Origin of the sequence: Microcystis sp. LE18-22.4A (assembly GCF_027531105.1) — a bacterium.
GTDB classification, from domain to species: domain Bacteria; phylum Cyanobacteriota; class Cyanobacteriia; order Cyanobacteriales; family Microcystaceae; genus Microcystis; species Microcystis aeruginosa.
In genome coordinates, this window is sequence record NZ_JAPZRB010000114.1 from 14,237 (window position 1) to 40,519 (window position 26,283).

The following is a 26,283-nucleotide window of genomic DNA, read 5'->3' on the forward strand; positions in this document are numbered from 1 at the left end:
CGTCGGTGGAACTCACCCGAACAGAGGTTAATCGGCAGCGGGTAAAGCTTTCGGTAATTCTCCATTTTGCCGATGATTTGGTCTATCGAATTCGAGAACTAAGTAACGAATTAAACGCGCTAGGGATTTTTGCAGTAAACCTTCAGCAATTTTTTGTCCCATCTGTTGGGTTTCTGGTTTAGCGATTAGTTTAGTCATCACTGGCACCATAGCCATGGCATCGAATCCTTTCGTTTCCTGTAAAATACTAAAGATGTTGCGAAGATGCTCAAAACTCTTAGCATCACCTAATAATTCTGGGGGAGTTTCTTGCACCGCTAAACCCACCTGTTGCCGGAAATTAACCGTGAGATTAAACCAAGTGCGACGACCGAAGTTATCGAGAGCATTGACTAACTCATTCACTAATTTTTCGCGGATAAATATACCCCTATCTGAAAGGAGAAAATCTAACGCTTGATCGGTGACTTTCTCGAAGTTAAAATCATTAGAATCTTTAGCATTACGCAAGAGATTTTCTAAACGATTCCAGCGAAAAGTACCGTCTTTAAACAATAAATCCCGCAGGGAATCTCGCAACTCCGTGGAAGGATCGGTGAGCAGACGTTTAGCAATGTAAGGATAGGCTTTACTCAGTACCTTAAAATTAGGATCGATGCCAATTGCTATTCCCTCTAAAGTCACCATCGAGCGAATAATCAGGGCATAATAGGCAGGAACTCGAAAGGGAAACTCATACATCATCGCCGACATTTTATCGGTGATACTTTTAAAGTTTAATTCTGCCACACTCGCCCCCAAAGCATTACCGAAAACTTCCGAAAAAGCGGGAACAATTGGCTCTAAATTGGTAGTTGGTGACAGGAAGTCTAACTTAACGTAATCCTTGGCCAAAGACTCAAAATCCCGGTTGACTAAATGCACCACCGCTTCGATTAAACCGTAGCGTTGATAGGGTTCAATATTGCTCATCATGCCGAAATCAAGATAAGCTAATTTACCGTCGGGAGTCGCTAATAAATTACCCGGATGGGGATCCGCATGGAAAAATCCGTGTTCAAGTAATTGACGCAAAGAACACTGCACCCCCACATTAACTAAGTGGGTGGCATCAATACCCTGGGCTTGAATTTCTTTGATATTAGTTAATTTTGTGCCGTCCACCCACTCCATGGTTAAAACCCGTCTCCCGGTATATTTCCAGTAGATTTTGGGGATGTAAATTTCGGCAATGTGACCATAAAGTTGAGCGAATTTTTCGGCATTTTGTCCCTCGTGAAGATAATTAATTTCTTCAAAAATGCGACTGGCTAATTCGTCGGTAATTGCCACTAAATCGGAGCGAAGTCTTTTAATATTACCTTTCACCCAAGTCGCCAAACTACGCATGATATACACATCTAAAGTTATACAGCGAATCAAATCGGGACGCTGTACTTTAACGGCGACTCTCTCTCCGGTTTTTAATTTACCTTTGTAAACTTGTCCTAGGGAAGCGGCCGCTATGGGATTGGGGGATAATTCTGCGTAAATTTCCTCGGGAGAATAACCTAATTCTTCTTCGATAAAACGATAGGCAATTTCATTAGGAAAAGAGGGGATTTGATCCTGGAGAGTGGTTAATTCTTCTAAATATAAAGGCGGTACTAAATCAGGCCGGGTAGAGAGAGCTTGACCGATTTTAATATAGGTGGGTCCCAATTTGGTCAACATTTCCCGTAATTGTACGGCCCGTCTAATTTCATTTTTCGGCGATTTTCCCCGCAGTTTATCCCACCAGATACCGATGACAAAAGATAAAACCGGCAGGGCAATTTCGATTAATCTCCCCAAAACGTCTAGAGGTCGCCGACGGTAATAGTCGTTAATAACTTGGGGGTTGTAGCGCCAACTTTCGGCTACGTTGTCATCCATCGGGCCGATATCTTCCCGATGCTCTTCGGGAATATGGACGGGCTGCACTTCAACAGTAATCGCTTCTGGGGTTTGCGTCTCCGGGGAGATCATCTGTTCGGACATAGTTCGGTGACGGGGCAGGGTGATTTGTAAACTATTGTAACAAGTATCGGCTTTCTGCCCGATCTTGTTTCTGTCTCCCTAGTTCTCGGCTCCGGTTCGCCGTCAACTTTCTCCGGATGGTTATCGGTGTTTTTGACGATTTCGAGGCTGATACTGCCCTGATTATCCCGAATGTGATTGTCAAAAAATAGGGCGGTAATTTGGCTGATTTCTAGGACTTTGTTCAATAAACTAGGGACGGCTGACCGATAACTAAATTCACCGCTAATCATCCGAGGTTAAATTGGCTAAGTTAATCATTACTATTACCTCTCAAAGTATTCTACGATGGCTCTCGCTATCGATTCTGCACCATCTTTAGCCAGTTTAACCTTTAATCTGGGCGGTTGGGGAGCTTGGCGTAAAAAGTCCCAATTACCTTGAAAAAATTCTTCACTGCTAATAATTTGATGATAACTATAATCTTGGATTCCAGCCAATAAAATCGCTGATTCGGCGAAACCTTCTCGCATTAGGGAAACAATCGGCACCTCTAATTTTAAAGCCTCGGCAAAGGTACTATATCCCGGTTTGGAAATAATTCGATCGCACAGGGGCATAAAATCCACGGGACGATAGCTCCGCTCTGGTTTATCCTGTAGGCGGATTAAATTGGGCAATTCGGGCGCGTTTTTTTCAAAAGTGATAAATTGCCAATCGGGAAAACTGGCGAGGTTATTATATGGAATTGCTTCTAATCCTAACCCCCCAAAACTCAATAAAATAGTTTTTTCTTTAGGGGCATTTAGCTTAAATTCCTGTCGCAATTCTTCTTCACTGTAGCGGGGTGTCCCCCCGGTTAAATTTGCTTCTGTAACATGGGGAAATCCTGTCATTGCTTCTGCTAAAGGCAGTTTAAACAAGCGATCGCATTGATTATAACAACGACTAATCCAATCACTAATACTGGCAAATTCTTCACCCCAATCACGATAGATAAAATCCCAGCCAAAGTTACCAATCATCCAACAAGGAAGCCCCGCACTTTTGGCAATTAGTGCCGCTAAAGGCGGTAAATCGGCTACAACTAAACCCACACGATTAGTTTTAATAAAATTAACTTCACTGGCAATAATTGCCCTTGATTGAGCAATTATTTGTTCTAATTTTTCTTTAGTAGCTAATTTATCCATCGTTAAACTATCCGATTGGATTACCCCCACATCAAACCCTCGGGGTCTTTGAATATATTCTCCGGATATATAGGAATCTAATAACCAGCGCGGGGCCGTGGTGACTAATATCGGCAAAATTTCGGGATTAAGTTCAATAATATTAGCTACCACCGAAGCACTACGGACGGCATGGCCAAAACCATGATTAGTAACGGCAAAATAAACAACAGGACGAGACATAAATAGCAAGTAAGGTGAGAATAATAAGCGATAAATTTTGTTTTTCAGACTGTAGATAATAATTACCCCTGATTTTAGGGAGGCAAATGAGGCAGGATATAAATACTAGCAAAAGCATAATATTCCGCTCCCGGTTGACAAGCTTCTTGCAGTAAAGATAAAACCTCCGAGTCTCCTTGTTTTGCTAAACGTAATAATGCTAACAATCTTTTAATATATTGACTACGATAGTTAATTAATTCTTTTCGTCCACGCATACCATTGAGATCGAACAAATCTTCAACAATTTGACCACGTCGATCCCGACCATAAACACTGGCCAATTTTGCCATTTCATCCCAAACAAATTCAAGATGTGTATTCGGATCGGTTACTCCATCCGTGGGGTCTATTAACAGAGGATTCCCCGTGATATCATCGAGAGGAAAATTTGTGCCTTTGTGATTGGCATCATTACATTTATCACAAGAAAGCAGTAAATTCTCCCAAGTAAAAGTCAGATCAGGATACTGGCTTTTTGGATAAAAATGTTCGATCGCTCCGTAAGTTACCACTGTAATCTTACTTTCACAGTAAGCGCATTTCCCATTAAACATTTTAACTAATGCGTCTTTAACTTGCGGATGACTGTATTTATTTTGTGCTTGGTTAATTTGAGCTTTAGTTGCCTTGTTGTTTGATTTTATTGATTCTAAAGCCTCTAGCCAACGAGCGGCATTTTTAGCTAATACGGGTGGCTCTGATATTCTGGTGACAGGAATCAAGATAAACGCTCCTCTAGTAAGGCATCAATTCGGGATTCTAAACTATTAGGTTGACTAATTTCGCCAAAGGGTTTAACGTCTTGAACAAATAATGACAGTTGTTCATATTCTTGCTTTTCTGCTGCCGCCAGATTTTTCTTTTTACGATTTAGTTGGTGGTAACGCTTAATTTTATTTTCTGTATCAGTGGGATAGGTTGATTTCAGACCAAAAGCAGAACTTGTTAAAGTACGATCAACATTAGCCGCTAATTCTTTATAATGAATTTCTACAATCTCTAATTCACCCGCTACCAGATCGATTCGTAGGGTTAAAGAATTTGGCCCCGCACCGGCAGCGATTAAAGGACTATGAGTAGCGACAAAGAATTGAAGCTTGGGAAAAACTTCCTGTAACCATCCAGCAATTTCCCTTTGCCAAGAAGGATGTAAATGAATATCTAACTCATCGATTAAGACGACTCCAGAAGCCTCTGTGGGGTTATCTAGATCGGGGAAGGATTGTAATAATCGCCAAATTAAATCTCCGGCTAAAGCAATCATACTCCGAAAACCATCGGATAAACTAATGGTTGGAACTTTTTGACCGTTAACTAGAAACTGAATCAAGCCATCGGCAGTTACTTCAGCAATTTCTACATTACCGGGTAACAGTTTAGTAATTGCTTCTTCGCCGATTTTTTTCATTTGTTTGGCTTGAATATCTGTGGGATTTTTGGCTATTCGATAATCTAAATACACCATCCATCTCTCAAAAGAACTTAAAGATGTATCCTCATTAAATTGGCTGAAAAAGTTGCTAGAGCGTTTCGGAGGTTCAAGACTAGGAATGATCACTTGACTCACTCGTGTCAAACGACGGAAAGCTCCATAACCGACGGCAAACCAACCATGATTATCGGAGGCAAAAGCATTGGCTCGCAACCAACTTAAAATTTTAGTATTTTCTTCGATTAATGCTGGTTCTGTATAAGTTTGTTTGTCCTTACTGCCTCCTAATTCTAACCTTTCCTTGCCTGTAACAAAATAGGAATAAGCAAAAGTTTTTCGAGTTTTATCCGTACCAAATTTTCCCGCATCCCCATCTTCTTGATGAAGCACTGCGGTTAATTTACCCGGTGTCTTGGGATTACATATCCAACCAGTCGGACGTGGTAATAATTCTTTGGCTGCTTCTGGTCCCGCGAGCAGTAAAGCCAAAGCCTGTAAAATCGTGCTTTTTCCTACTCCATTTTCTCCCAATAAAGTGATCCAATGATAAGGTTTAGCGCGCCAACGACGTTGATTCTTGGGATTACTAATAAATTTAATCTCTTGATTCTGGAAGCATTTAATGTTTTCGAGTTTTATACTTTCAACCCACATGGACATTCCCCCAGAGAATAACAGCGATCGATAAAATTCTAGCTTATTTGGCCACATCTAGCCCTTTTTGGCCTTCATCTCTAAATCCAGTCAAAAACCCTCTCTTCGCAGAGAGGGTGAATTAGATTTAGGAATTTTCTTCTAATCCAAAGACGCGATTAAAAGCTTTCAAGACTTTATAACCAGAATCGATCGATTCTAGCGGATCTTTCCGCAAACGGTGACGTAAACAAAGAACAATTACCCGACGGATATCATCTACCGTCACAGTTGTCCGTCCTTCCAAAGCTGCCAGAGCTTTAGCGGCGCGATTGGTAACGATATCGCCGCGCAATCCATCCACGTCCAACTCGGAACAAACCTCGGAAATTTTCACCCGCAGATCATAATCAAGCTCCACAGAAGGCAAAAGATTTTGGGCCTCCACTAGCTTTCTTTGCAGTTCTTCCTGTTCTAAGTTGTATTTCTCTAAAAACGAGAGGGGATTGCCATCAAATTCCGCACGCTGTTCCACGATTTTGACCCGTAGAGGTGGTTCTTTGACGGTGTGAATCTCGGCGTGCATTCCAAAGCGATCGAGCAGTTGTGGGCGCAATTCTCCCTCTTCTGGGTTGCCCGATCCCACCAAAACAAACCGGGCCGGGTGACGGATGGAAATTCCTTCCCGTTCCACCGTATTCCAACCACTAGCGGCCGAATCTAATAGCACATCGACGAGGTGATCGTCAAGTAAATTGACTTCATCCACATAGAGAATGCCGCGGTTAGCTTTGGCCAGCAAACCTGGTTCAAAAGCTTTTACCCCTTCTGACAGGGCCTTTTCGATGTCAATTGTGCCACAGACCCGATCCTCCGTCGCACCGAGGGGCAAATCTACCATAGCGACTTTTTTCTTGGCAATGGTCAAGGGGATGGCCTCGTCTACCTTTTGCCGCACCTCATCGCTCATTAAATCGGGATCATTGGGGTCAGAATTAAAGGGATCGTTAGCAACTACGTCAATCTCCGGTAAAAGGTCGGCTAAAGCCCTAATTGTGGTCGATTTTCCCGTACCTCGATCTCCCATAATCATCACCCCGCCAATTTTGGGGTCGATGACGTTGAGCATTAGGGATAATTTCATTTCTTCCTGGCCGACAATAGCGGTGAAGGGAAAAACCACGCGGCGAGTTTTCGGAGGAGCTTGGGGAGTCACGGTCATAGGTGGATTCAAAAGTCAAGAGTTTTTGAGTAAAGAATTATATCTAGTGGGGATTCTAGCCGTCAGCTTTCAGCAAAGCTTTATCATTGTAAGTCTTTTTCCCTGCTTTTTAAGATCCAGCGCCAGAGGGGATGACGCGACCCTTCGGCCCGAATTTTCTGCACCCGTTGCTCTAAGCGCAGTTTTTCTCTGGGGGAAAGTCCTAAAATAATGTTGCGACTTTGCCAGACTAACACTGCTCCTGTAATGGCAAAACAAAAGGCTAGACCGATAGAAGGCCAGTAATTGAAAGCTAAAGCGTATCTAAGGGCTGTCCAAGTAAAATATTGCCGCATTAAGGCTATATCATCCCATAAAACCCATAAACTCGCCGAACCAATCCCTAACCAACAACCCAACACGAATAACCAACGACCCCATACCGTCAGTCGATGTAATCTTTGGACTTGTTGCTGTAGTTCAGAATCGGCCATTTCAGTGAACATTGTGCATTAATCAGTGGAGGTGTGGGGTGTGGGGTGTGGGGGGATGGGGAGATGGGGTGTGGGGGGATGGGGAAGTGGGGAAGTGGGGTGTGGGGTGATGGGGAAGTAGGGTGTGGGGAAGTAGGGTGTGGGGTGTGGGGTGTGGGGTGTAGGGTGTAGGGTGTGGGGTGTGGGGTGTGGGGTGATGGGGAAATGGGGTGATGGGGTGATGGGGAGAATCAATAAAGGTAGTCTATTGACAACTGCTCACTGATTACCACTGTCCACTGAAAACTCAAATCTGATAACTGATAACTGATAACTGATAACTGAATTATCCCTTGACAATTGCCCCAAAATCTGCTAGGACTCGGGCGTGATTTCGCAGTAAACCCAACAGATTTAAACGATTGCGACGGACAGATTCTTTTTCTGCCATGACTAACACACTATTTTCGCCATCAAAAAAGTCAGCCACCAGGGGAGAAATTGCTGTTAAAGCAGTGACGAGACGCTGATAATCTCTTTGCTCTCTTGCGCTGATAGTTTCGGGAATTAGGGCAATTAAAGCGTCATAAAATGCTGGTTCGGAGGATTGTTCAAATAACTCCGTATTGATGATTCCCTTGGTTTCTAGGGTAGTTGTATCTAAATCTCCTTTTTGTGCTAAACGGGTCGAGCGATTGACGGTTTCATAGATGTTGGCTAACTGACCATCCTGACGAATTTGGGATAAAAAGCGAGCGCGTTCACGGGTATCTAATAAATTTTCTAAAGCGCGAGACTTATACTCTGGATCGTTTTCCCCTAAAACTGCATTAACGAGATCGTAATCTATCCTCAAATCATCAATTAAGAGAGTTTGCAGACGTTGTAACAAGAAATCTTTAATCAGATTGACTGGGTTGGGTTTATCGGGATGACTGGTGACAAAATCCTGAGCTATTTGCTCAATTAATGCCAAAAGATTGATATTAAAATCGGCTGACCAGATAATACTAATTATTGCATTGGCAGCCCGACGGAGAGCGAAGGGATCTGAGGAACCAGTGGGCAGCATTCCCAGTCCAAAAATACCGACTAAAGTATCCAAGCGATCAGCAATTCCCACCACTTGACCGGTTATTGTTTCCGGGAGTATATCCCCGGCATTGCGAGGCAGATAATGTTCAAAAATGCCCCGGGCAACTACAGCCGATTCACCACTAATTAAAGCATATTTTTCGGCCATTACTCCCTGTAATTCGGGAAATTCGTAAACCATTTGGGTAACTAAATCCGCTTTACAAAGCATGGCAGTGGACTCTATATCACTGCGACTTTGTTCATCGAGATTTAACTGTTCGACGATCATCTGGGCAATTTCCATAATCCGATCGACTTTATCGCGCATGGTTCCCAATTCTTCTTGGAAAGTGACGGTTTCCAGTTGGGGAAGAAAACTATCTAAGGGTTCATCACAATCGGCAGTATAGAAAAATCTGGCATCAGCTAACCGCGCGCGGATAACCCTTTCATTTCCCGCGGAGATAATCTCAGATTTCTGGGGATCGCCATTGGAAATAGTGATGAAATAGGGTGACAAACCCTGGGGAGTTTTCACCGGGAAATAACGCTGATGTGTCACCATCACGGTAATAATTACTTCCGGGGGTAATTCCAGAAATTCATCGTCAAATTTACCGACAATTGCCGTGGGATATTCGACTAAGTTAGTCACTTCTGCTAATAAATCTGCGGGAATTTCTGCCACTCCCTTGAGTTTTTTGGCCAGGGTGGTAATCTGAGCGGTAATTATCTGTTGACGCACTTGCGGATCCGCTTCCACAAAAATCGAGCGCAAACTGGTTAAATATGCCTGGGGATGACTAATAGCTAGGGATTGCGGGTGTAGAATGCGATGACCAAACGTTAATCGATCGCTGGTTAAAGTGGTAGAGCCATTAATTAATTCTAGGGGCAAAACTTCCCCATCCACTAAAGTTAATAACCAACGAATTGGCCGGGGAAATCTTAAGTCTCCATCTCCCCAACGCATAAAACGTCTTCCTTCCAAACGGGTAATCCATTGGGGAATTAATTCAGTTAAAATCTCGGCTGTTTGACGACCCGGAATCGTTTTTTCAATATAGACAAATTCTCCTTTGTCTGTGGCACGAATTGAGAAAGCAGCGGTGCTAACTCCCTGTTTTCGAGCAAAACCCTCACCAGCAGCGGTAATTTTGCCATTTTTGTAGGCGGCACTAACTGGCGGTCCTTTTATCTCCTCGCTGCGAGCTTCTTGCTCCCTCGGTAATCCTGTGATTAACACGGCCAAACGGCGCGGGGTTGCGTAAACTTGAATAGCAGTCGCGTCCAGAGATTCCGTCTCTAAACTCTTGCTAACTCTTTCCCGCCATTGTGCGATCGCGCTATCGACAAAATCTGCGGGTAGTTCTTCTGTACCGACTTCCAGTAAAAAATCCATCTGATTGATTGGCCGTGTTTATGCTTCACCAATCATCTAGGCTATCACAGAAGCCGTGTCCTTAGTTTTTGACTGGTGTTGTTCGACTTTTTGGGTTAGGGTGAAAGAGGCAGCAAATTGGAATCAGCGACGATGGGAAAGATTAATTTATTAGTCAGTGCCACCTCTGAGGATTGGATAGAACAGGCAATTAATAATTTAGAGATTATTCTGCTCGATCATTCCCATTGTGAGCGAAAAGCGGCAGGAGTGGCCTTAAATCTCATGTTTCGTTATCCTTCCTACGCTTCCCTCGTGCGGAAATTAACGGCGATCGCCCAAGAGGAATTAGAACATTTTGAACAGGTCAATCAATGGTTAGATAAATGGGGAATTCCCCTCGCTCCCTTGAATTCTCCCCCCTATGGTGCTAAATTAAAGGCCCAGATTCGTCACCAAGAACCCGATCGCCTTTTGGATTCGCTGTTAATATCAGCTTTAATCGAGGCGCGTTCCCACGAAAGATTAGGTTTATTGGGAGAATATTGTCCTGATCCCGATTTAGGCAAATTTTATCGCGGTTTAATGGCTTCCGAAGCGCGTCATTATGGTATTTATTGGCTATTAGCAGCGGATTATTTTGAACGGACAGTGATCGAGCAACGTTTAGAAACCCTAGCGGCGATCGAAAGTGAAATTCTCACTACTCTGCACCCGGAACCTCGTATTCATAGTTGATTGCACCCAAGGACAAACCCTATCTAAATTACTCGTTCAACTCAATTTCTCTCTTAGAAAAGGGTAAATCTTGATTGATTGCCTCAATTTCTTCCTGTTCCATTTGATTAAATTCATGGATATAATTACGGAGAATTTGAGTCATTTTGCCATGATAAAAACGGTGTAAACTGTGATTAGCAGTGGCAGGAAAACCCCGTCTTTTTTTATGTTGTCCTCCCGCACCGGGGTCAAACATGGTAATACCTTGACTAATTGCCCAATCGATCGGTTGATAGTAACAAGCTTCAAAATGTAAACAGTCGTACTCTTGAAAACTGCCCCAGTAACGACCATAAAGATTAGTATCTTTGCGAATACAAAAAGATAAACCCACCGGTTTAGTATCCTTTTCATTTTGGTAGGCAGTAATCAAAACCACTCGCTGACGATAATTCGGATATAATTGTTCAAAAAATTTCTGTGTCAGATATTTACTTCCCCAGTAAAATTTATCACAGGTACTGCTATAAAACCGATAAATTAACGGGAATAAATGATGGGGAATTTCTTCGGCGGCCAGAGTTTTAATAATTAACCCCGCATTAGTCACCGCTTTCCGTTCCCGTTTAATATTGCGGCGTTGATTAGCATTAAAAACCGTCAGATAATCTTCAAAATTGTGAAAACCTTTGTTATTCCAAATATAACTATGATGTAACCAGGGAGTAAAGCCAAAATTTTCCATTAAAATTCGCCATTGGGGATCCACAAAAAGAAAATGACAACCCGACAGATGATTTTGGTCACAAAAATGATCGATCGCCGCTATCATTAAAGCAGTAATCTCCAGTTCATTTTCCCCCGGAGCAATTAAAAAACGATAACCCACCGCCGGAGTAAAAGGGGTCATTCCTAACAGTTTCGGATAGTATCTAATCCCTAAACGATGGGAAAGATCCGCCCATTGATGGTCAAAGACAAATTCACCGTAACTATGACTTTTAATATACAAAGGAGCGGCGGCAATTAACTCAGCACCGCGCCAAACTGTTAGATGAGTGGGTTGCCACCCCGTGCGTCCCGTGGCGCTGCCGGAAGTTTCGATATTATGTAACCATTCCCACTCGAGAAAGGGAGTAGTTAGGGGTTGAGCGAGAGCATCCCATTTTTGTTGGGGAATCTCACTCATTTTATCAATCCAAGCGACAGAATATTGTGGTTTAAGCTGTTCTACCATGGGACAAGATAAGTCAACCTTTTTATTTAAGGTTTGCTGAATAAATCTAAAACCCTTGTTGGGTAAGACTTTTAGACTTTTTGTCAATCAAAAAGTACCGGACTGGGAGTGATTAGGGGTAAAATTCCGGGACTTTTTCCCTGAAAATTAGGTAACTGAGTACCTCAAAATCAGTAAAACCCTACACCCTACACCCTACACCCCACACCCTGCCCCCACCAACAAACTTTTTCAGCAGACCCTATTTAAGGTAATCTAGTTTTGAGATTTGTGGGAATCTCGTTCAAGGGAATAATGTAGGAAAATTTCTTCTTGCACGGTTTCCACGCTCAAAAGTCGTAATTTTCTGGCAGAATCAGCCATAAATCCAGTTCCCCCCAGGGGAGTTGCCGCTTTATTGCCTCCTAACAGCAACGGACAAATGGTTAGGTAGATTTCATCGATTAAATCTTCAGCTAAAAGAGAGGCAATTAATTCACCTCCTCCCAGAATCGCCAGCTTTTTAATACCTAGGGTGGTAAATTGACTAAAAATAGCCTTCCAATCACCGCAGACTAAGACAAGCTCAAATAAACCCCGATTTTCCCATGCCGCCACTTTTTCCGCTGCCGTGATTAACCAGCGCGGGAAAGGCTGCTGAAAAAATTTCATCCGGGGATCAAGCTGGCCCGAATAAGAACAAACGATCTGTATCGGTTGCGGGGATAATCCCCGTTGTTGACGGTATGCGAGAAAATCGGTATGACGGATAGGAAGACTGGTGTGATAAGCGCGCAGGGTGTTAGCACCGAATAAAGCGGCATCCATGCGCGATAAATGTTGTTCTAGACGCATTTTATCGGTAACAGAAGCAAATCTGGCCGCTGACTGGTAGGCGTCGGCAATTTTACCATCGGCACTCATGGCTAAAATAACGGTGGTGTGAGGACGATTCATGGCAAATGATGAGGAATATCACCGGGTCCGATTGGTTAATAGGCTAGTATAGTCTGGAGTTTGATAGCAAGAATCAAACCAATTTCTGCCTATGCCTATCGGTCAATCCTCCTTTCGTCGTATTCTGCTCTCTCGCTTACTCTTGGTTAGTGTTCCTGTACTACTGATGGGAGTTTATGTCACCTATCGTAAGGCGCGATCGGCTTTTTTGGAAACGGCCCGTCAAAATCTCACCGAAAGTGCCATCAGAAAAGCAGACAATATTGATCAATCAATTCAATTTTTGCAGGCCAATCTTATCACTGCGGGCGAAAGTCTGGTTTTAAAACAGGGAACCTTAGCCGAAAAAGAAGCTTTTTTACAACAATTCACGGCCCAGCTTCCTAATCAGATTAACTGTGTGGAATTAATTGATATTAAGACCAAGAAACCTTTATTAAATCGAGCCTGTGAACCAGAAATTATCAAAGTTTTGCCCCTGGAAAGATGGACAGAAAAACGGACTAGCTCTGCTGGGAATATCGAGAATGTTTTAGTTAGAAGTTTACCTCGACAACTTTTAACAAAATCTCCCAATAATAATCGTCAATTAGAATTAGTTTTTGCTGTTCCCATCTACGATAATCAAGGACAATTACAATCTAGTCTGATTCTGCAAACTTCTCTACTTTACCGTGAGAAGGTTTTACCCGGTTCTTTATCGGGTTATCCCGTGGTTATTTCTGAAAATGGCATTATTCTCGCTCATCCCTATTTTGATCGCATTGGTCGCCATATCAGTCAAGAAGCTGATGCTGAACGCCTCAATCTAATCATCATTAATGCTGTTAGAGGTCAACAGAGATTTCTCCATTTATTTTCTTTCGAGAAATATGGCAAAGAGTTAGTCGCAGGTTATAGTTCCCTCCCCAGTCCAGTTACGGGAGAATCATCCCAAAAATGGATAGTTTTAGCCATTAGTCCCCTCTCCCAAGCTCTGGCTCCTCTGCAACAAATTTGGGAGGCAATTTTTTATCTGATTTCTGGTTTATTATTAGCTTATTTAGTAGCTATTATACTGATCACTAGGGATTTAGCTAGACCTTTAGAAAAACTGCGAGATTATGCCTTAAATATTCAGAAAATTCCTTCACAAAATATTACACCACAGAACTTTAATATTCGAGAAATTAATCAGTTAGCCTCGGCCTTAGAGGAAATGCTCGAACGTTTACGCCTTTGGGGAGAGGAAATAGTTAAGAGTTGGCAAGAAGCGGAAAATGCTAATCAATTAAAAAACCAATTTTTGGCGAATACTTCCCACGAATTACGCACCCCTCTCAATGGTATTATTGGCTCAATTCGTTGCGTTATGGATGGATTTTGTAATAGTGAGCAGGAGGAAAAAGAATATCTGCAACAAGCGGATAATGCAGCTGTACATCTTTTGGAAATTATTGATGATATTCTCAGTATTGCTAAAATAGAAGCGGGCAAACTTTCCGTTAATCTTGAACCAGTAGATTTACACCAAATTATCAATGAAGTTATTAATTTACAAACAGCATCGCTGCAACGTAAGCACTTAAAATTCAATCTACTTTTTTGTCCAGAAATTCCTATAGTCTATGCTGATACCACTAAATTTAAACAGGTAATTTTGAATGTTATTTCTAACTCAATTAAATTTACTGATACAGGCACAATTTCTTTAATAACTCGCCTAGAAAATACACAGGCTATTATTACTATCATCGATACAGGAATCGGTATAGACCCCCAGCAACAATCAAAATTATTCCGTCCTTTTGTGATGATTGATGGTTCCACAACTAGAAAATTTAGCGGTACGGGTTTGGGATTAGCTATTTCTAAGAATTTGATGAAAATGATGGGGGGAGATATTACTATCTCTAGTCAAGGTCAAGGTTTAGGAACAACTGTAGAAATTATTCTTCCTCTAGTGGGGGAAAGAAAGCTTGATTCTACCCCAGAGGAAAACTCATCTTTGCCGATTCTTCCCTCTCTTAAAAGCTAAAATATCTCTATTTAATTTCTGTAATTTATGAGGAATTTAGTTTATAATTCCTCTAAACTTTCTACAGGCAAATTAACCACCTGATAAGCACCAAAAACCTTGATCGCATCGGTATAATTGGTTAATTCTTCTAAAGTTGCCGCGATTAAATGCTGTTGATCTGGATTAATTTCTAGATCAATAAAAAATATGTATTCCCCTAAAGATATTTTAGTTGGTCGCGATTCGATCCGAGATAAATTAAGCTGACGTTTGGCAAAAACTTCTAAAGGTTTGACTAAAGCGCCGGGTTGATCTAAAACTTGAAAAGCGAGGGACATCCGCTCACCTTGGCGATGGGAAGTTAAAGCCATGACCCAAAAACGGGTACAATTATCGGGATAATCATTAATTGGTTGTATTAATATTGGTACATTATAGAGTTTTGCTGCCCGGGGAGAAGCAATCGCGGCCGAATTAGTCTCTCGATCGAGAATTTGAATAGCTTCTGTGGTAGAATTGGTGGGAATAATCGGCACGTTAGGTAAATTATTTTCTAGCCATTTTTGACATTGGGCTAAAGCTTGGGGATGGGAATAAACAGTTTTAATTTCTGTTAGCGATTGTCTGGGAGATAGAAGTGCATGGGAAATCGGTAAAACTAATTCTTGTTGAATCTGTAACCCGGGTAATTGCCATAAAGCATCAAGAGTCATTACCACACTTCCTTCGGTGGAATTTTCCACCGGGACCACTGCTAAATCGGCCTGATTTTGGACAACCGATCGCAGGGCCAAGGCAATGCTAGGATAGGGTATTAATTGACGAGGCTGGGGTGGTAAACTATTAGCAAATGCTAAAGCGGCTGTTTCTGAATAGGTTCCCACCGGCCCCAGATAAGCGATCTTTACAGTCATTTAGATTATCCCCGCAAGCAATTTTTTCTAGCTATTACAGCCTTTCTCGTCAACATCAAGTATAACCTAATTCAACCACAGTTTTCAGTTGATAATTGGGTAAAGGAGCAATATAGTAGGGAACCTTTTTAGCTAACTCTAGGGTACAGGTAATTTTTTTAACTTGGCTTTTACCGCCCAAAAATTTACAATCATAACTAGCATTGTGAAAAACCTTTTCTATCCGGTCAACCAGCATGATTTTAGTGATAAAATAGTTAGTAAGAGCGGGTCGATCAAGAACATCCAAAATTGTCACCCGCTCCCCCGTTAAGTCCGTGGAATCAGCCAGAATTTGAATCAGAGACAAACGGGGAGTCTTGCTATTGTAATCGGCTACTTCCGTATCTAACCAAAGAATGGGAAAATGAGAAAAGTGATCGATCGCATTCTTAATAGCGTCGGATTCCGTTAAATAAGGCATGGTTGCAGAGGCTGAAAAATGTATCAAAAAATCTTGATAGCAGTAGATTTGTCAGAGATGGGGGACAGTGTTTTTAAGGAGGCTGTATCCTTAGCCAGTAAGTACGAAGCTAACCTTCTACTACTGCACGTCCTTTCCCCTGAAGAAGATTATAGCCCTTTACCGATTCCACCCAATTTAGCCGATATTTACCCCGCCCAGGGGAATGATCTCACTCTCGATTTTTGGCGGCAACAATGGGAAGAATTCGAGCAGAAAGGGGTGGCCATGTTGCAAAAAAGAGCTAATCAGGCGGAAGAAATGGGTGTCAAGGGAGAATACCGGCAAATTTACGGTCATGCCGCCAAAACTATCTGTAAAGTGGCGCGAGAGGAAAATATTGATTTAATTGTCATCGGTCGGCGTGGGCGATCGGGTCTAGGAGAGTTATTCTTAGGTAGTGTGAGTAATTATGTTCTCCATCATGCCCCCTGTTCCGTCTTAATTGTTCAACATCATCAAGACTAAAAATTGCTGATTAGCTATTCCCCCCTAAAATCCCCAAACGATTAAAAGGAAAAAAGCGAAAAACCGCCCTACCAATCACGTTATTTTCCGGTAAAAACCCCCAGATATGGGAGTCATTGCTATTATTGCGATTATCTCCCATGACAAATAAATTATTTTGCGGCACAAGCAAAGGCATTAAATTATATTGAGGGGATTCGAGAATATAATCCTCTGACAAGGGTTGATTATTCAGGTAAATTTTGCCCTCCTTGACAGCAATCACATCCCCTGCTGTGGCAATCACTCTTTTAATAAAAGCTTGGTCCTTTTGGTATCCCTGTAATTGTAATTGTGCCGGCGGTTCAAAGACGACGATATCCCCCCGTCGAGGGGGATGGAAATCGTAGGAAAGTTTTTCCACCACTAAGCGATCGCCCTGTTCTAAAGTGGGTAACATAGAATCGGAGGGGATAAAACGAGGTTCAGCCACAAAAGTGCGAATCAGTAGGGCTAAAACTAAAGCTATAGCGATAATTTGCAGATTTTCTCGAATAGAAGCCCAAAAACTCTTAGATTTGTCCTTATTAATTTCTTGCTCTTGCATTATTGCCCAGATGATGGTTGATGTAACTTAGCTTTCGCTTGCTGCCAAAAAACTGTTAATTCCTCTAGTGTATAGTCATGGAGAGGCTTTTCCGCCACAGATTCCACTAGGGAAAAACGTTGAATAAAACGCAGATTAGTCTCTTGTAAAGCGATACTGGGGTCTAAATTATACCAGCGAGCAAGATTGACAATAGTAAAGAGTAAATCGCCTAATTCTGCCTGTTGATGCTCTTTATCGCCCGATTCTAGGGACTCTTGCCATTCTGCTAACTCTTCGCCAAATTTTTCCCAGACTCCTGCGATATTTTCCCACTCAAAACCGACTCGCGCCGCTTGCCGAGAAATTTTCATCGCCCCCATCAAGGGTGGTAAAGTTTGGGCATAACGGGTTAATTTGCCGCTAATAGTCGGGTCATTTTTTTCCTCAGCTTTGATTTTCTCCCAATTTTGACGCACCTGTTCGGGATTTTCTAGGGATAGCTCCCCAAAAACGTGGGGATGACGACGAATTAATTTATCAGTGATGCCTCTAGCTACTTCTTCTAGGCTAAAATTACCCTCATCACTGGCAATTTGGGCTTGTAAAACCACCTGTAGCAGTAAATCGCCTAATTCCTCGGCAATGGCAGTTTTATCACCACTTTTAATCGCCGCTACCACCTCATAAGCTTCTTCGATAACGTAGGGAATTAGGGTTTCCGGGGTTTGGACTAAATCCCAAGGACAGCCGCTTTCTGGGTCTCGTAAACGGGCAACAACGCTGATTAAATGGTTTAATGCGGCTAAGATGGCCTTGTAACTGGGATTGTCGGTTTCTGGAAGGCTAGACATCGATTTTTTCCGGTTTTCTCGCCCATTATACCGGTTAGTTATCAGTTATCAGTGATCAGTTATCAGTTATCAGATGTGAGTTTTCAGTTAACTGATCACTGTTTACCGATCACAGCAAAAAAGCTTTTATTTCCCTATCTTCTAATATTCAGTTACAGCCTTTCTCATAATTTGATATCGACGACCGGCGACCGACTCCCCAAAACGAAAACTTCGTACCTCACCATTCAGATAACTGCTTTAGCTCAATAACGATGAAAAAACCCGGTAAAACCGGGTTCCACTAGCTTGGAATCTGTATAGTCAACCGATAAAGCAGTTGAAAACTTAAATAAATCTAAATAGAAAAAAGGTAAGTAATTCCACTGTAAGAAAATCAGATTTAATGAACTACCCCGCAAGTTAGGGGACAAGAAGCATAAACAGCTTGATGAGAGGTTTTTACCTCACCGTGTAACCAGTGCAGCCAGCTAACTTCATGGGGATGAACACCTTTTGCTGTTAATAAAGCGGCACTAATTAGGATAGCCAAAATATTAATACCAATAATCATTCCCGCAACTAAAAGCACGGAACTAATCGGTAAAACTGACTGTAAGATAATCGCCGACAATGCTCCCACTGTCATCATTAATACTACTAAAGGAAATCCCACTACTAATAAACAGACAGTGAGGACGAAACTCCAGAGAAGAAAGCTTTTTAGCATTGCTAAAGAAACGTGGCCCCAGTTATTTCTTGCGGTTAATTGCATCTTCCTGACCTCTTACAAACTTGGTGGTCTAACTTTTCTGCACGTCGGCTCAAAGTTGATGAAAACCAGTATAGGGAAAACACCGAAGAAGATGAGCTATTCGCAATATAAATTTACAATCATCGCTGATCATCTATGTTATGTGTATCGAACTATTACAAGAATCGGCGAGAGGTATCGAAAACTTTACAATCAGTTTTTCTTGATCCCCAATCTAATTTCCCGATGAAATCCTTGATCCCCGTCGATAATCCTTTCTTGTCTCCCTGCCCTCAGATTTTTCCTCGTCTCCTTGTAACAAATCTTTACAAGCACCTCTAGAATTCTCAGAAAATAGGTGGACGGGAGCGCCAGGGTTGGGAGTGGGAAGTGGCAAGGGGTTATCTATTCTTGTTTAGATGTAATAACCTCCATCGGTCTGAGTAATTTATCCTCGATTGTAAATCCCTGCCTGACTATTTTTGTGATCGTCTGTTCTTCCAAATCGGGGCGTATTTCTCGAGCGACCACCTGACAGATAGTAAAATCTGGCTGATCAGCGGATAGTTCTATTTTCAGCACCTGACGTTTTTCTAGAATACTTAATAATTTTGTCTGTACACTTTTTAAAGATTTCGGTAATCTTTTCCCGACTCGATCATCTGGTTCGTGTCGATATTCTAAATAATTTAATAACGATTCGAGGGTATCAAATACCTCTAATAGTTCTAAAAAAATCTGTTCTTTTTCCGAGCGATTGTTCTCTCCTTGCTGCCGTAAAGCTTGTTTTAAACTTGCCTCCTCTTTGGTTAAATTTATAATTAGGCTTAATAATTTGTTTCTATCTTCTTCGCTAATTTTGTAATTATTCATCCTTATTCCTCCAAAAAATTAAGGTCTTTGAGTATCGATGAAGCCAGTTCGCCAGCAACTTTTTTAAGTTGTTCTTGATCGTAATTATTAATATCATCCATGGTATTTAAGATTTCTAAAGATGGTAAAGGTTCAGACAATTCCGAGAAAGACATGGTTTTCAAGCGTTGAACCAGAGGGAGATGAGGACGTAAATAATCCGCAACTATCCTATCTTGAGGATTCATTAATATCTTACGCGCTTTAGCTATGCTATCCATAGAATACCTACGGCGTTTCATAGCTAGACCGAAAGCTTTAGTGATTTCGGCAGTGGAAGCGGCGGGGGAAATTTCTAGAATATCGTAAGGATTACTATCTAAATTATCGTACATTAATCTAACTCCCATTAAATAATATGAAATAGTTTATAGACTTCTCGAAACTCTGGAGCATCTGGGCATAATTCGTAAGCCGATCTAACAAGTTCTATTAGTAATTCTTGGGGTAATTTTTGATAATTTTCTCTTAAAAGATCGAGACAGAATTGGGCGGTAAGGTGACGGAGTTTTTGTGATCTCGATCGTTTCGCCTTTTTGATCGCCTCAGAAAATTGATTGCGCTCCATCAATCGCCCTACTTCCCTTACGTCTTTTCTAAAAATAATCTCCTCGATGAATTCGTTTAGTATGGCATTATTGTAATCTATCTGTTTTAATTTCTCCAGTTCGCTTAAAGCTTTGGAATCGTCTATCTTTTGCTCATCCAATCTCCTGACTATTTCCAAGGCTTTATCTCGGACGTAATACATTTTCGAGTTAGTAGTTTGTACTAACTCGTACCAATTTCTATTCATCCTTAATAGATTCTCGAAACCCTCAATCTCCTCCTGTAATTCTAGGTAAAGTCGATCGATCTCCTCAATCCATTCTGGGTGATTTTTAAGGGCTGGTTTCGCCTCTTTTAAAGGATTCTCGGCTTTTTGCCACTGTTTCTGTTGTAGATAATGACAACCTTGATGGAATGATACAAAAGTATTAGCTATCTGTTCGAGATTAGATTGGCAGGTTAGGGGTTTTAACGCGACTCCGCGAACCCGATCCCCCTGCAAACAGGCAGCCACCGATTCCCCCCAACGGGTATAGAGAGTCGCCCAGAATTGATCGGGCAGTTTAACAGTATTTCTATCAGGGTGAGTCCGATACAACCCAGGTAGGATGGTTAACCCTTCGATATGGATTCCCTCTACAGGATTATCCCGTAATAACCCTAGGGCGACAGTATCGCGACGGTAAAGATCGCGAAGTTGCAGGTAGTAATTTAGGTCTTCTTTGGTTCGATCGATCAGCTCCTCAAGTATTCGGGTTAATTGTGCCTCTAAGTCCCGTATATCACCGTCATCGATAACTTTCCAAACCATATTCCTGATACTGGTGTTGAGATTTAAATTCGCCGTAGCGGATAACCAGACGGGTATTAATTTCTCTAGGGTAGCGGGATTTTCTACCGATCGATAATAAAGGGCGATTGCCAAATTGTGCAATGATTCCAGATTGCGTTTTCTTTCCCATTCCCTCTCGGCGTTGATAAGGATTTTTTCTCGATCCTGAGACATCCAGAGTTGATGGGCTATCCGGGAGACGATATGATTGCTTAAGTTCTGGCTAACTTGAGGGTCATCGCCGAATTTCTCTAAAAACACCTCACTTTTCGAGCGGGCTAATTCTAGGTTTTCTTCTTGAATTAGTTCTTGTATTTCCTGCTGTAGAGTTAATTTTTCCCTTTGGCTATATCGGGTGAGCAGCTCTATCTGTTCTTTAATTTCCGGTCGATCGATCTTTTTCCATTCCCGACGCGCTTTCCTCCATTCCTTTAATCTCGCATAACCGTAACCCCGGAAGTAGATCGATTCCCTATCTTCGATTCCCTCTAATTGTTCTATTCCCTCCCGATAGTTCCCCGCTTTAATATTCGTCATGCCTAATCGCCGGTTTATATCGATTAATTCGGGTGTCATGAGTAGGGCTTTTCGATAGTTATCTATCGCCTTGTTTAGATCGCCGTTTTTTTCGGCAGCCACTCCCTGTTCAAAATAATTGAAGCCGATCGTTATCTGTTCTACCTTAGTTAATAGGTTTTTAACGTCCAGTCGCTGGAAATCTGCTAGGGCTTTATTTATTAACTCTCTCGATTGTTTTAGTTGTCCCTGTCGGGCTAATTCCTGGGCTTTTTTAAGTCTTACTTGACAGATATTTTCTGGCTCTACCTGTAATTGACATTGCTGGATTTCTAAACGGATTCGGTGATGGGAATAAAGAGCCTGTGCGCTTTCCAGTACCCCTAAAGCCTTCTTAAAATATCTCCGATTTCCCAACTCCTTGCCCTGTTTAAAAAAATCCAGAAATTTTTTTCTTTTTTCTAATTCTTGTTCAAGATTTTTCTCTAAAGATCTTAACTTAGGATCATTAATTAATTTGTTAGCCTCTTGGTAGAATTTTAACGCCTCCGATAACTTTCCTTTCTCGAAAGGGTTTCCCGTATCTTCCGCTTGTAATTTTATCGCCTTATTCGCCAGTTCTCTGCCCTTTTTAATTCCTTCTATTCGTCCATAAAAAACCAAGAAAATCAAAACAAATGTAGTGATAGAAAAATAAGTGATAAAATTCTCATCTAAAGCCAGCCAATTTTTGAGGACAAAGAGGATAAATATAATGACAAGTACGCAACCAAAGCCGGTTAATATTTCTGATTGTCTTGAGGAATAGTTATTGTCCTTATTAGTAGGAAACCCTAAAAAAACAGCCGTTAAACTAATGGCGAGAAAAAAAGCTAAAACAAATCCAATAGCATAGCCCAAGAAAACTAACATAATATTCGTACTGGGTAAAATTAACAGGATTTATCAGAGTTGGGGATCAATAACTTTTCACCGACCTCGAGAGAATCGAGCCGATCAAGCAAAAAAGGATTACCCTCAAGTATGGGAGATAATAGAGACTCATCTCCGTAAAAACGTTGAGCGATACGAGATAGGGAATCACCCGATCGAACCCGATAGTTAAACCCATCCACGCAGACAGTTCTAGTCACCTCCTTCGATGGCGCAATCAGTTCCCCAACAGGAGGGATAACGGGACTAGATTCGCTGACAGGGATTAGGGAACGGGGAAATAGATTAGAAGCGATAGCGCCCAGAAAAATCCCCGAAATTAACAGCAAAAGAGCCAATCCCAGTAATAAGCCGCGGCCGTTAGTTGCAGTCGGATTATCGACAACGGGGGATAGTTCCATTAAAAGACGTAGAGAGGATAAATCCGTCTCGCAATTGGGGCAAACATTCCCCTCCACGTTCGATCGTTGACAAACGGGACAATTAATTTTACTCATAATTAAAATCGGGTTAATCCAGTGGCCACATTGCCTGTCGGTAATTCGATCTCGCAATTCTGGCGAACTTCCGGTAATAATCGCTGTAATTCTCGTTCCGCCGTTTCTCGATCCCCCGCTGCCAAAGCGGTGATAACCCCTAGGAATTTTCTCGCCATACTATCCGCGCTGGCTTGATTTACCACTCCAGTTCGGGTGATGACGCTACGACACAATAGCAGCAGCAGCAACAATTCGGATAAATTTTTCCTCTCCTGTATTGCCGTTTCATTTAATCGCTGTATAGCCGAAAGATTACCGTTATTGATAGCTTTATTTAAATCTTCGATCAGTTGTTCGATGCGTGCCTGTTGTTCTTCCGGAACCAGAATTTGACAGTATTTTAAAACGAACTCGAACTCGGAGATCAGGATTTTACCCTGACTACTATCCTCGCAGGTGTAAGTTTTTAACTCCTGTAATTTTTCCCTGGCTACCTTGACCCGATCTTGCCGCGATTTTCCATCCTCTCCGCGGATTTGATTGGCCGCCCGAACTATTTCCCCAGCTATTTGATAGACGTATTCGGCCCCTACCGTGGTTAATAACTCCTTACGGTTCATCTCCTCGATACTTTCTTCTACCTGTCGCGATATCGCCTCGTCCTCACCCCCGCGGGAAAAATCGGAACTCACTTTGATCGAGGGGTCATTTTTTAAACTTGCTACCATCGATAGAGAATTATTCTGTTCGTCTAGGGAAACGGCTAGTAATATTTCTGTACCCTTTGGATAGGGTCGATCGAGGGCTAACCACATTTCCCCAATTTTCTCGTCGCACTTCTCCCCGGTACTTTCTTCCCGCACCCGATCCGGACTATAAAATTTAAAATGGATCAGGCTCTGATCATCCACTTCGGTTTTAAAACTGTGGGTGGTTTTAACGGGTAATATATCCCCCTGTTTGATGATCCGATATTGGCTGCTGTCGGCCAAGTGGATACAGTAATCACGGGATACGGTCATTACCTTCTCTGTTAAACCAGCAGCCACGATCGCTGCTCCCTCCGCTACTGCATACATCGGCCGTCGATGAACTACCACCCTCTCGGAACCGAAAACTCTTTTAACTTCCTGTTGGACGAAAGGAATCTGGGAGGAACCCCCCACTAATAACACCACATCGATCAGATCTTCGGGATAGTCGGAATACCGGATCGCTTCTTGACAGATGGCGATCGTTTTCTCCACTAGGGGCCGGATCATCTCTTCAAATTCACTCCTCTTAATCGTCACGGAAATGGTGATCGCCATACCCATCTCATCGATCAACGGGGTTGCGGGGATGATGGCAGCACTTTCAGCACTACTTAAATCTATCTTTGCCCTCTCTACGGCACTCTTGAAATCCCCTAAAAATCTTACCCTTTGATAATGGGGCATCGCGGCGATCAGAGCGTCCACATCCTCTAGAGCTTCTTCTTGTGCCACTTTTTCCTTGACAAATCGCATTAATTGTGCATCTATATCATCTCCTCCTAACCAGAGATCCCCAGCTTTCCCCGATTCTATAAATTGATTTCCTGCGGCGGTGATCAAACAAGAATCGAAAGTACCGCCACCGAAATCGTACACCAGTATAGTTTTTACCTCCTCCGAATCCGGTTTATAACCGTAGGAAATTGCCGCCGCGGTCGGTTCTGAGAGCAACTCGCAGGCGATGATACCAGCCCGTTTTGCCGCCATCTGCGTGGCGTGACGCTGTTTATCGTTAAAATAGGCGGGAATAGTGATCACAGCTTCCTTTATCCGGCTTTTCTGACCGTTAGCCCCTTGATAATTCTGGGCATTAGCTACTACTTTTTTTAAAATCTCGGCCGATATGTCTTCCGGTTCGTATTCCTTGCCCCCTAACCATACCGATAGACTATCCTCCGTACCCCGGCTCGAGCGAGTGACTTTATAGCTTAAACGGGGTATTTGCTCCTGAACGATAGTATCGCTAAAACTCCTACCCATCAAACGCTTGATCGACATGATCACGTTTTCTGGGGTCGCCTTGATCTGTCTGTAGGCTTCCTCTCCCACGATCAGCCCCTCTCCGGCTAGGGAGACGAGCGATCGGGTTAATTTTCTCTCCGGAGGCGAGTTATCTGCGGCGGTCACTACCTCCACCCCCGCTAATTTAAATGCCGCTACTGAATTTGTCGTACCCAAATCTATCCCGACAATATTACCCATCGGATACCTTCATCTTTTTTAAGATTGCTCTTATTATACCCATGATTACTCTATTTGTTAAAGGAAATACTATAGCGATTTTCAGTCTAATGAGGTATGGCTGGACTTCACCCATACAGAAATACTAAAAAATCAACAAAACCCTTACTGCATGGGGCTTCTCAGAAAAAGTTGACAAGCGACCACTGGGTACATTTTCCCCTTGAAAATGGCTGTACCGTTGACTGTATCTGGAGTAGAGCGATTCCGTAGAGTTGGCTGTATAGTGATCGCTAACCTTAGCGTAACAGATGGTGTCATTAATCTCTAGAGTCAGCGATTCCCTCTGTAGCCATGTTTTTGATGGTTTTCTGCCCCGAAACAAGCTATAGCGATCCTAAATTATTTTCAAAAAAGTGATAAGATAATATAATGTTTAATTATACCCAATAAAAAATGAATTACACAGGATTGGAGAAGCAAAGCAAGGAACTACAAATCGCTGAATTAGAACTATTTATAAAAAGTGTAATAGATTCAAGAGAAATGAAACGAGCGCTCTCAGTAAAGATGTCCCTCGAAGGTAAAACCTGTGAAGAAATCAGCAAAATACTCTGTGTCAAGCAATCTTTTATATATTACGGTCGAAATATATTTAAAACAAAAGGAATCGAAGGAATTAGAATAGGATATAAAGGATCGATCGGATATTTAACAGATGACCAGACCCATGAGGTAATCGGGTGGTTGAAAGCAAAGAGTTATTGGAACATGGATGAATTAATCGATTATATCAGCCAACATTATAGTGTTATTGACAAATCCCAACAAAGTTATTATCATTTGTTTTCGCTGGCGAAAATAAGTGGTCAAAAATCTCAAAAAAGTAATCCAAAATTCGATCAAGAGTTAGTCGAAAAAAAGAAGAAAGAAATTCAGAAGGTATTGGCTCAAAACAAGGATGAAATCGAATCTGGGGAAATAATAGTATTATTTTAGATGAATGTCACTTGCTGAATGGAGACTTAACTGGATATGTATGGGGAGAAACAGAAAGTAGAGTAGAAGTACCCATTAAAAATGAAAAAGAAAGACAAACATATTTTGGAGCATTGAACTACAAGACTAATGGGACTTAAACGCCAAATAAAGATCAAATCGAGTATAATCGTTAAAGAGTAAGCACTTTACGTTGAAAGAGCAGCGATGAAAGAGACAACCCCAGCCGCGATGCCCCCATGCTTTGACCGATGGTGTCGGCGGTTT

23 protein-coding genes are annotated in these 26,283 nt (G+C 42.1%); 4 read left to right on the top strand and 19 right to left on the bottom strand.

Features of this window, described 5'->3' with window-relative positions; genetic code table 11:
* Nucleotides 1-27: 27 nt before the first annotated feature.
* From O9295_RS04810 to glyS, 7 genes are all read right to left on the bottom strand, one after another.
* Nucleotides 28-2,019 (bottom strand): ABC1 kinase family protein, encoded by a 1,992-nt coding sequence (locus O9295_RS04810; RefSeq protein WP_288032087.1) that lies wholly within the window; start codon nt 2,017-2,019, stop codon nt 28-30.
* 305 nt (nt 2,020-2,324) lie between these two features.
* A complete protein-coding gene (locus tag O9295_RS04815) occupies nt 2,325-3,413 on the bottom strand; it encodes a glycosyltransferase family protein (RefSeq protein ID WP_288032089.1) in 1,089 nt (362 codons plus the stop codon).
* Nucleotides 3,414-3,487: 74 nt separating this feature from the next.
* The gene (locus O9295_RS04820; protein ID WP_288032092.1) at nt 3,488-4,177 is read right to left on the bottom strand and encodes a retron system putative HNH endonuclease; all 690 of its coding nucleotides are present in this window, start codon (nt 4,175-4,177) and stop codon (nt 3,488-3,490) included.
* A complete protein-coding gene (locus O9295_RS04825; protein WP_288032095.1) occupies nt 4,174-5,598 on the bottom strand; it encodes an AAA family ATPase in 1,425 nt (474 codons plus the stop codon). The genes O9295_RS04820 and O9295_RS04825 overlap by 4 nt, the downstream gene beginning before the upstream one ends.
* Nucleotides 5,599-5,668: 70 nt before the next feature.
* Nucleotides 5,669-6,742, bottom strand: coding sequence for a magnesium chelatase ATPase subunit I (bchI, locus tag O9295_RS04830; RefSeq protein ID WP_288032096.1), 1,074 nt, complete (start codon nt 6,740-6,742; stop codon nt 5,669-5,671).
* Between the two features lie 83 nt (nt 6,743-6,825).
* Nucleotides 6,826-7,215, bottom strand: coding sequence for a hypothetical protein (locus O9295_RS04835; protein WP_044034869.1), 390 nt, complete (start codon nt 7,213-7,215; stop codon nt 6,826-6,828).
* Nucleotides 7,216-7,540: 325 nt separating this feature from the next.
* Nucleotides 7,541-9,673, bottom strand: a complete 2,133-nt coding sequence (gene glyS / locus O9295_RS04840) for a glycine--tRNA ligase subunit beta (protein WP_288032099.1) — start codon at nt 9,671-9,673, stop codon at nt 7,541-7,543.
* A 132-nt stretch (nt 9,674-9,805) separates the two neighbouring features.
* Here glyS and O9295_RS04845 point away from each other — a divergent pair, with 132 nt between their 5' ends.
* The gene (locus tag O9295_RS04845; RefSeq protein WP_002778708.1) at nt 9,806-10,390 is read left to right on the top strand and encodes a MiaE family protein; all 585 of its coding nucleotides are present in this window, start codon (nt 9,806-9,808) and stop codon (nt 10,388-10,390) included.
* Nucleotides 10,391-10,418: 28 nt separating this feature from the next.
* Here O9295_RS04845 and O9295_RS04850 read toward each other — a convergent pair whose 3' ends face one another.
* Both O9295_RS04850 and O9295_RS04855 read right to left on the bottom strand, forming a co-directional pair.
* Entirely contained in the window at nt 10,419-11,609 is a 1,191-nt protein-coding gene (locus tag O9295_RS04850) for a GNAT family N-acetyltransferase (protein WP_147069880.1), read from the bottom strand.
* Between the two features lie 255 nt (nt 11,610-11,864).
* Nucleotides 11,865-12,545, bottom strand: coding sequence for a RibD family protein (locus tag O9295_RS04855; protein ID WP_190718811.1), 681 nt, complete (start codon nt 12,543-12,545; stop codon nt 11,865-11,867).
* 91 nt (nt 12,546-12,636) lie between these two features.
* Here O9295_RS04855 and O9295_RS04860 point away from each other — a divergent pair, with 91 nt between their 5' ends.
* Entirely contained in the window at nt 12,637-14,562 is a 1,926-nt protein-coding gene (locus tag O9295_RS04860) for a sensor histidine kinase (RefSeq protein WP_288032103.1), read from the top strand.
* A 41-nt stretch (nt 14,563-14,603) separates the two neighbouring features.
* Here the strand turns inward: O9295_RS04860 and pheA are convergent, their stop codons facing one another.
* Both pheA and O9295_RS04870 read right to left on the bottom strand, forming a co-directional pair.
* The gene (gene pheA, locus O9295_RS04865) at nt 14,604-15,458 is read right to left on the bottom strand and encodes a prephenate dehydratase (protein ID WP_288032106.1); all 855 of its coding nucleotides are present in this window, start codon (nt 15,456-15,458) and stop codon (nt 14,604-14,606) included.
* Nucleotides 15,459-15,513: 55 nt separating this feature from the next.
* On the bottom strand, nt 15,514-15,921 hold the full coding sequence (locus tag O9295_RS04870) for a ribonuclease D (protein WP_288032108.1): 408 nt from the start codon (nt 15,919-15,921) through the stop codon (nt 15,514-15,516).
* 18 nt (nt 15,922-15,939) lie between these two features.
* Between O9295_RS04870 and O9295_RS04875 the strand changes: the two genes are divergently transcribed.
* A complete protein-coding gene (locus O9295_RS04875) occupies nt 15,940-16,428 on the top strand; it encodes a universal stress protein (RefSeq protein ID WP_288032110.1) in 489 nt (162 codons plus the stop codon).
* Between the two features lie 10 nt (nt 16,429-16,438).
* Here O9295_RS04875 and lepB read toward each other — a convergent pair whose 3' ends face one another.
* The 8 genes from lepB to O9295_RS04915 form a co-directional block, all read right to left on the bottom strand.
* Nucleotides 16,439-17,014 (bottom strand): signal peptidase I, encoded by a 576-nt coding sequence (gene lepB / locus O9295_RS04880; RefSeq protein WP_288032112.1) that lies wholly within the window; start codon nt 17,012-17,014, stop codon nt 16,439-16,441.
* Entirely contained in the window at nt 17,014-17,847 is an 834-nt protein-coding gene (gene mazG / locus O9295_RS04885; protein ID WP_288032115.1) for a nucleoside triphosphate pyrophosphohydrolase, read from the bottom strand. The genes lepB and mazG overlap by 1 nt, the downstream gene beginning before the upstream one ends.
* Nucleotides 17,848-18,229: 382 nt before the next feature.
* Complete coding sequence (locus O9295_RS04890; protein WP_002797213.1) at nt 18,230-18,601, bottom strand: hypothetical protein; 372 nt, start codon at nt 18,599-18,601, stop codon at nt 18,230-18,232.
* Nucleotides 18,602-18,985: 384 nt separating this feature from the next.
* A complete protein-coding gene (locus tag O9295_RS04895) occupies nt 18,986-19,453 on the bottom strand; it encodes a nucleotide exchange factor GrpE (RefSeq protein ID WP_190356653.1) in 468 nt (155 codons plus the stop codon).
* 2 nt (nt 19,454-19,455) lie between these two features.
* On the bottom strand, nt 19,456-19,842 hold the full coding sequence (locus tag O9295_RS04900; protein ID WP_242029970.1) for a J domain-containing protein: 387 nt from the start codon (nt 19,840-19,842) through the stop codon (nt 19,456-19,458).
* Nucleotides 19,842-22,301, bottom strand: coding sequence for a hypothetical protein (locus O9295_RS04905; protein WP_287739332.1), 2,460 nt, complete (start codon nt 22,299-22,301; stop codon nt 19,842-19,844). The genes O9295_RS04900 and O9295_RS04905 overlap by 1 nt, the downstream gene beginning before the upstream one ends.
* A 20-nt stretch (nt 22,302-22,321) precedes the next feature.
* Nucleotides 22,322-22,819, bottom strand: coding sequence for a LysM peptidoglycan-binding domain-containing protein (locus O9295_RS04910; protein WP_288032117.1), 498 nt, complete (start codon nt 22,817-22,819; stop codon nt 22,322-22,324).
* A 2-nt stretch (nt 22,820-22,821) separates the two neighbouring features.
* Nucleotides 22,822-25,038 (bottom strand): Hsp70 family protein, encoded by a 2,217-nt coding sequence (locus O9295_RS04915; protein ID WP_288032120.1) that lies wholly within the window; start codon nt 25,036-25,038, stop codon nt 22,822-22,824.
* A 435-nt stretch (nt 25,039-25,473) separates the two neighbouring features.
* Between O9295_RS04915 and O9295_RS04920 the strand changes: the two genes are divergently transcribed.
* Entirely contained in the window at nt 25,474-26,016 is a 543-nt protein-coding gene (locus O9295_RS04920) for a helix-turn-helix domain-containing protein (protein ID WP_288032123.1), read from the top strand.
* Nucleotides 26,017-26,283: the final 267 nt, after the last annotated feature.

Excerpts from the sequence above, each read along its gene's own strand:
- O9295_RS04810 (WP_288032087.1), bottom strand. The coding sequence starts at position 2,019 with ATGTCCGAACAGATGATCTCCCCGGAGACGCAAACCCCAGAAGCGATT.
- O9295_RS04815 (WP_288032089.1), bottom strand. The coding sequence starts at position 3,413 with ATGTCTCGTCCTGTTGTTTATTTTGCCGTTACTAATCATGGTTTTGGC.
- O9295_RS04825 (WP_288032095.1), bottom strand. The coding sequence starts at position 5,598 with ATGTGGCCAAATAAGCTAGAATTTTATCGATCGCTGTTATTCTCTGGG.
- bchI (WP_288032096.1), bottom strand. The coding sequence starts at position 6,742 with ATGACCGTGACTCCCCAAGCTCCTCCGAAAACTCGCCGCGTGGTTTTT.
- O9295_RS04835 (WP_044034869.1), bottom strand. The coding sequence starts at position 7,215 with ATGGCCGATTCTGAACTACAGCAACAAGTCCAAAGATTACATCGACTG.
- glyS (WP_288032099.1), bottom strand. The coding sequence starts at position 9,673 with ATGGATTTTTTACTGGAAGTCGGTACAGAAGAACTACCCGCAGATTTT.
- O9295_RS04845 (WP_002778708.1), top strand. The coding sequence starts at position 9,806 with ATGGGAAAGATTAATTTATTAGTCAGTGCCACCTCTGAGGATTGGATA.
- O9295_RS04850 (WP_147069880.1), bottom strand. The coding sequence starts at position 11,609 with ATGGTAGAACAGCTTAAACCACAATATTCTGTCGCTTGGATTGATAAA.
- O9295_RS04855 (WP_190718811.1), bottom strand. The coding sequence starts at position 12,545 with ATGAATCGTCCTCACACCACCGTTATTTTAGCCATGAGTGCCGATGGT.
- O9295_RS04860 (WP_288032103.1), top strand. The coding sequence starts at position 12,637 with ATGCCTATCGGTCAATCCTCCTTTCGTCGTATTCTGCTCTCTCGCTTA.
- pheA (WP_288032106.1), bottom strand. The coding sequence starts at position 15,458 with ATGACTGTAAAGATCGCTTATCTGGGGCCGGTGGGAACCTATTCAGAA.
- O9295_RS04870 (WP_288032108.1), bottom strand. The coding sequence starts at position 15,921 with ATGCCTTATTTAACGGAATCCGACGCTATTAAGAATGCGATCGATCAC.
- O9295_RS04875 (WP_288032110.1), top strand. The coding sequence starts at position 15,940 with ATGTATCAAAAAATCTTGATAGCAGTAGATTTGTCAGAGATGGGGGAC.
- lepB (WP_288032112.1), bottom strand. The coding sequence starts at position 17,014 with ATGCAAGAGCAAGAAATTAATAAGGACAAATCTAAGAGTTTTTGGGCT.
- mazG (WP_288032115.1), bottom strand. The coding sequence starts at position 17,847 with ATGTCTAGCCTTCCAGAAACCGACAATCCCAGTTACAAGGCCATCTTA.
- O9295_RS04890 (WP_002797213.1), bottom strand. The coding sequence starts at position 18,601 with ATGCAATTAACCGCAAGAAATAACTGGGGCCACGTTTCTTTAGCAATG.
- O9295_RS04895 (WP_190356653.1), bottom strand. The coding sequence starts at position 19,453 with ATGAATAATTACAAAATTAGCGAAGAAGATAGAAACAAATTATTAAGC.
- O9295_RS04900 (WP_242029970.1), bottom strand. The coding sequence starts at position 19,842 with ATGGGAGTTAGATTAATGTACGATAATTTAGATAGTAATCCTTACGAT.
- O9295_RS04905 (WP_287739332.1), bottom strand. The coding sequence starts at position 22,301 with ATGTTAGTTTTCTTGGGCTATGCTATTGGATTTGTTTTAGCTTTTTTT.
- O9295_RS04910 (WP_288032117.1), bottom strand. The coding sequence starts at position 22,819 with ATGAGTAAAATTAATTGTCCCGTTTGTCAACGATCGAACGTGGAGGGG.
- O9295_RS04915 (WP_288032120.1), bottom strand. The coding sequence starts at position 25,038 with ATGGGTAATATTGTCGGGATAGATTTGGGTACGACAAATTCAGTAGCG.
- O9295_RS04920 (WP_288032123.1), top strand. The coding sequence starts at position 25,474 with ATGAATTACACAGGATTGGAGAAGCAAAGCAAGGAACTACAAATCGCT.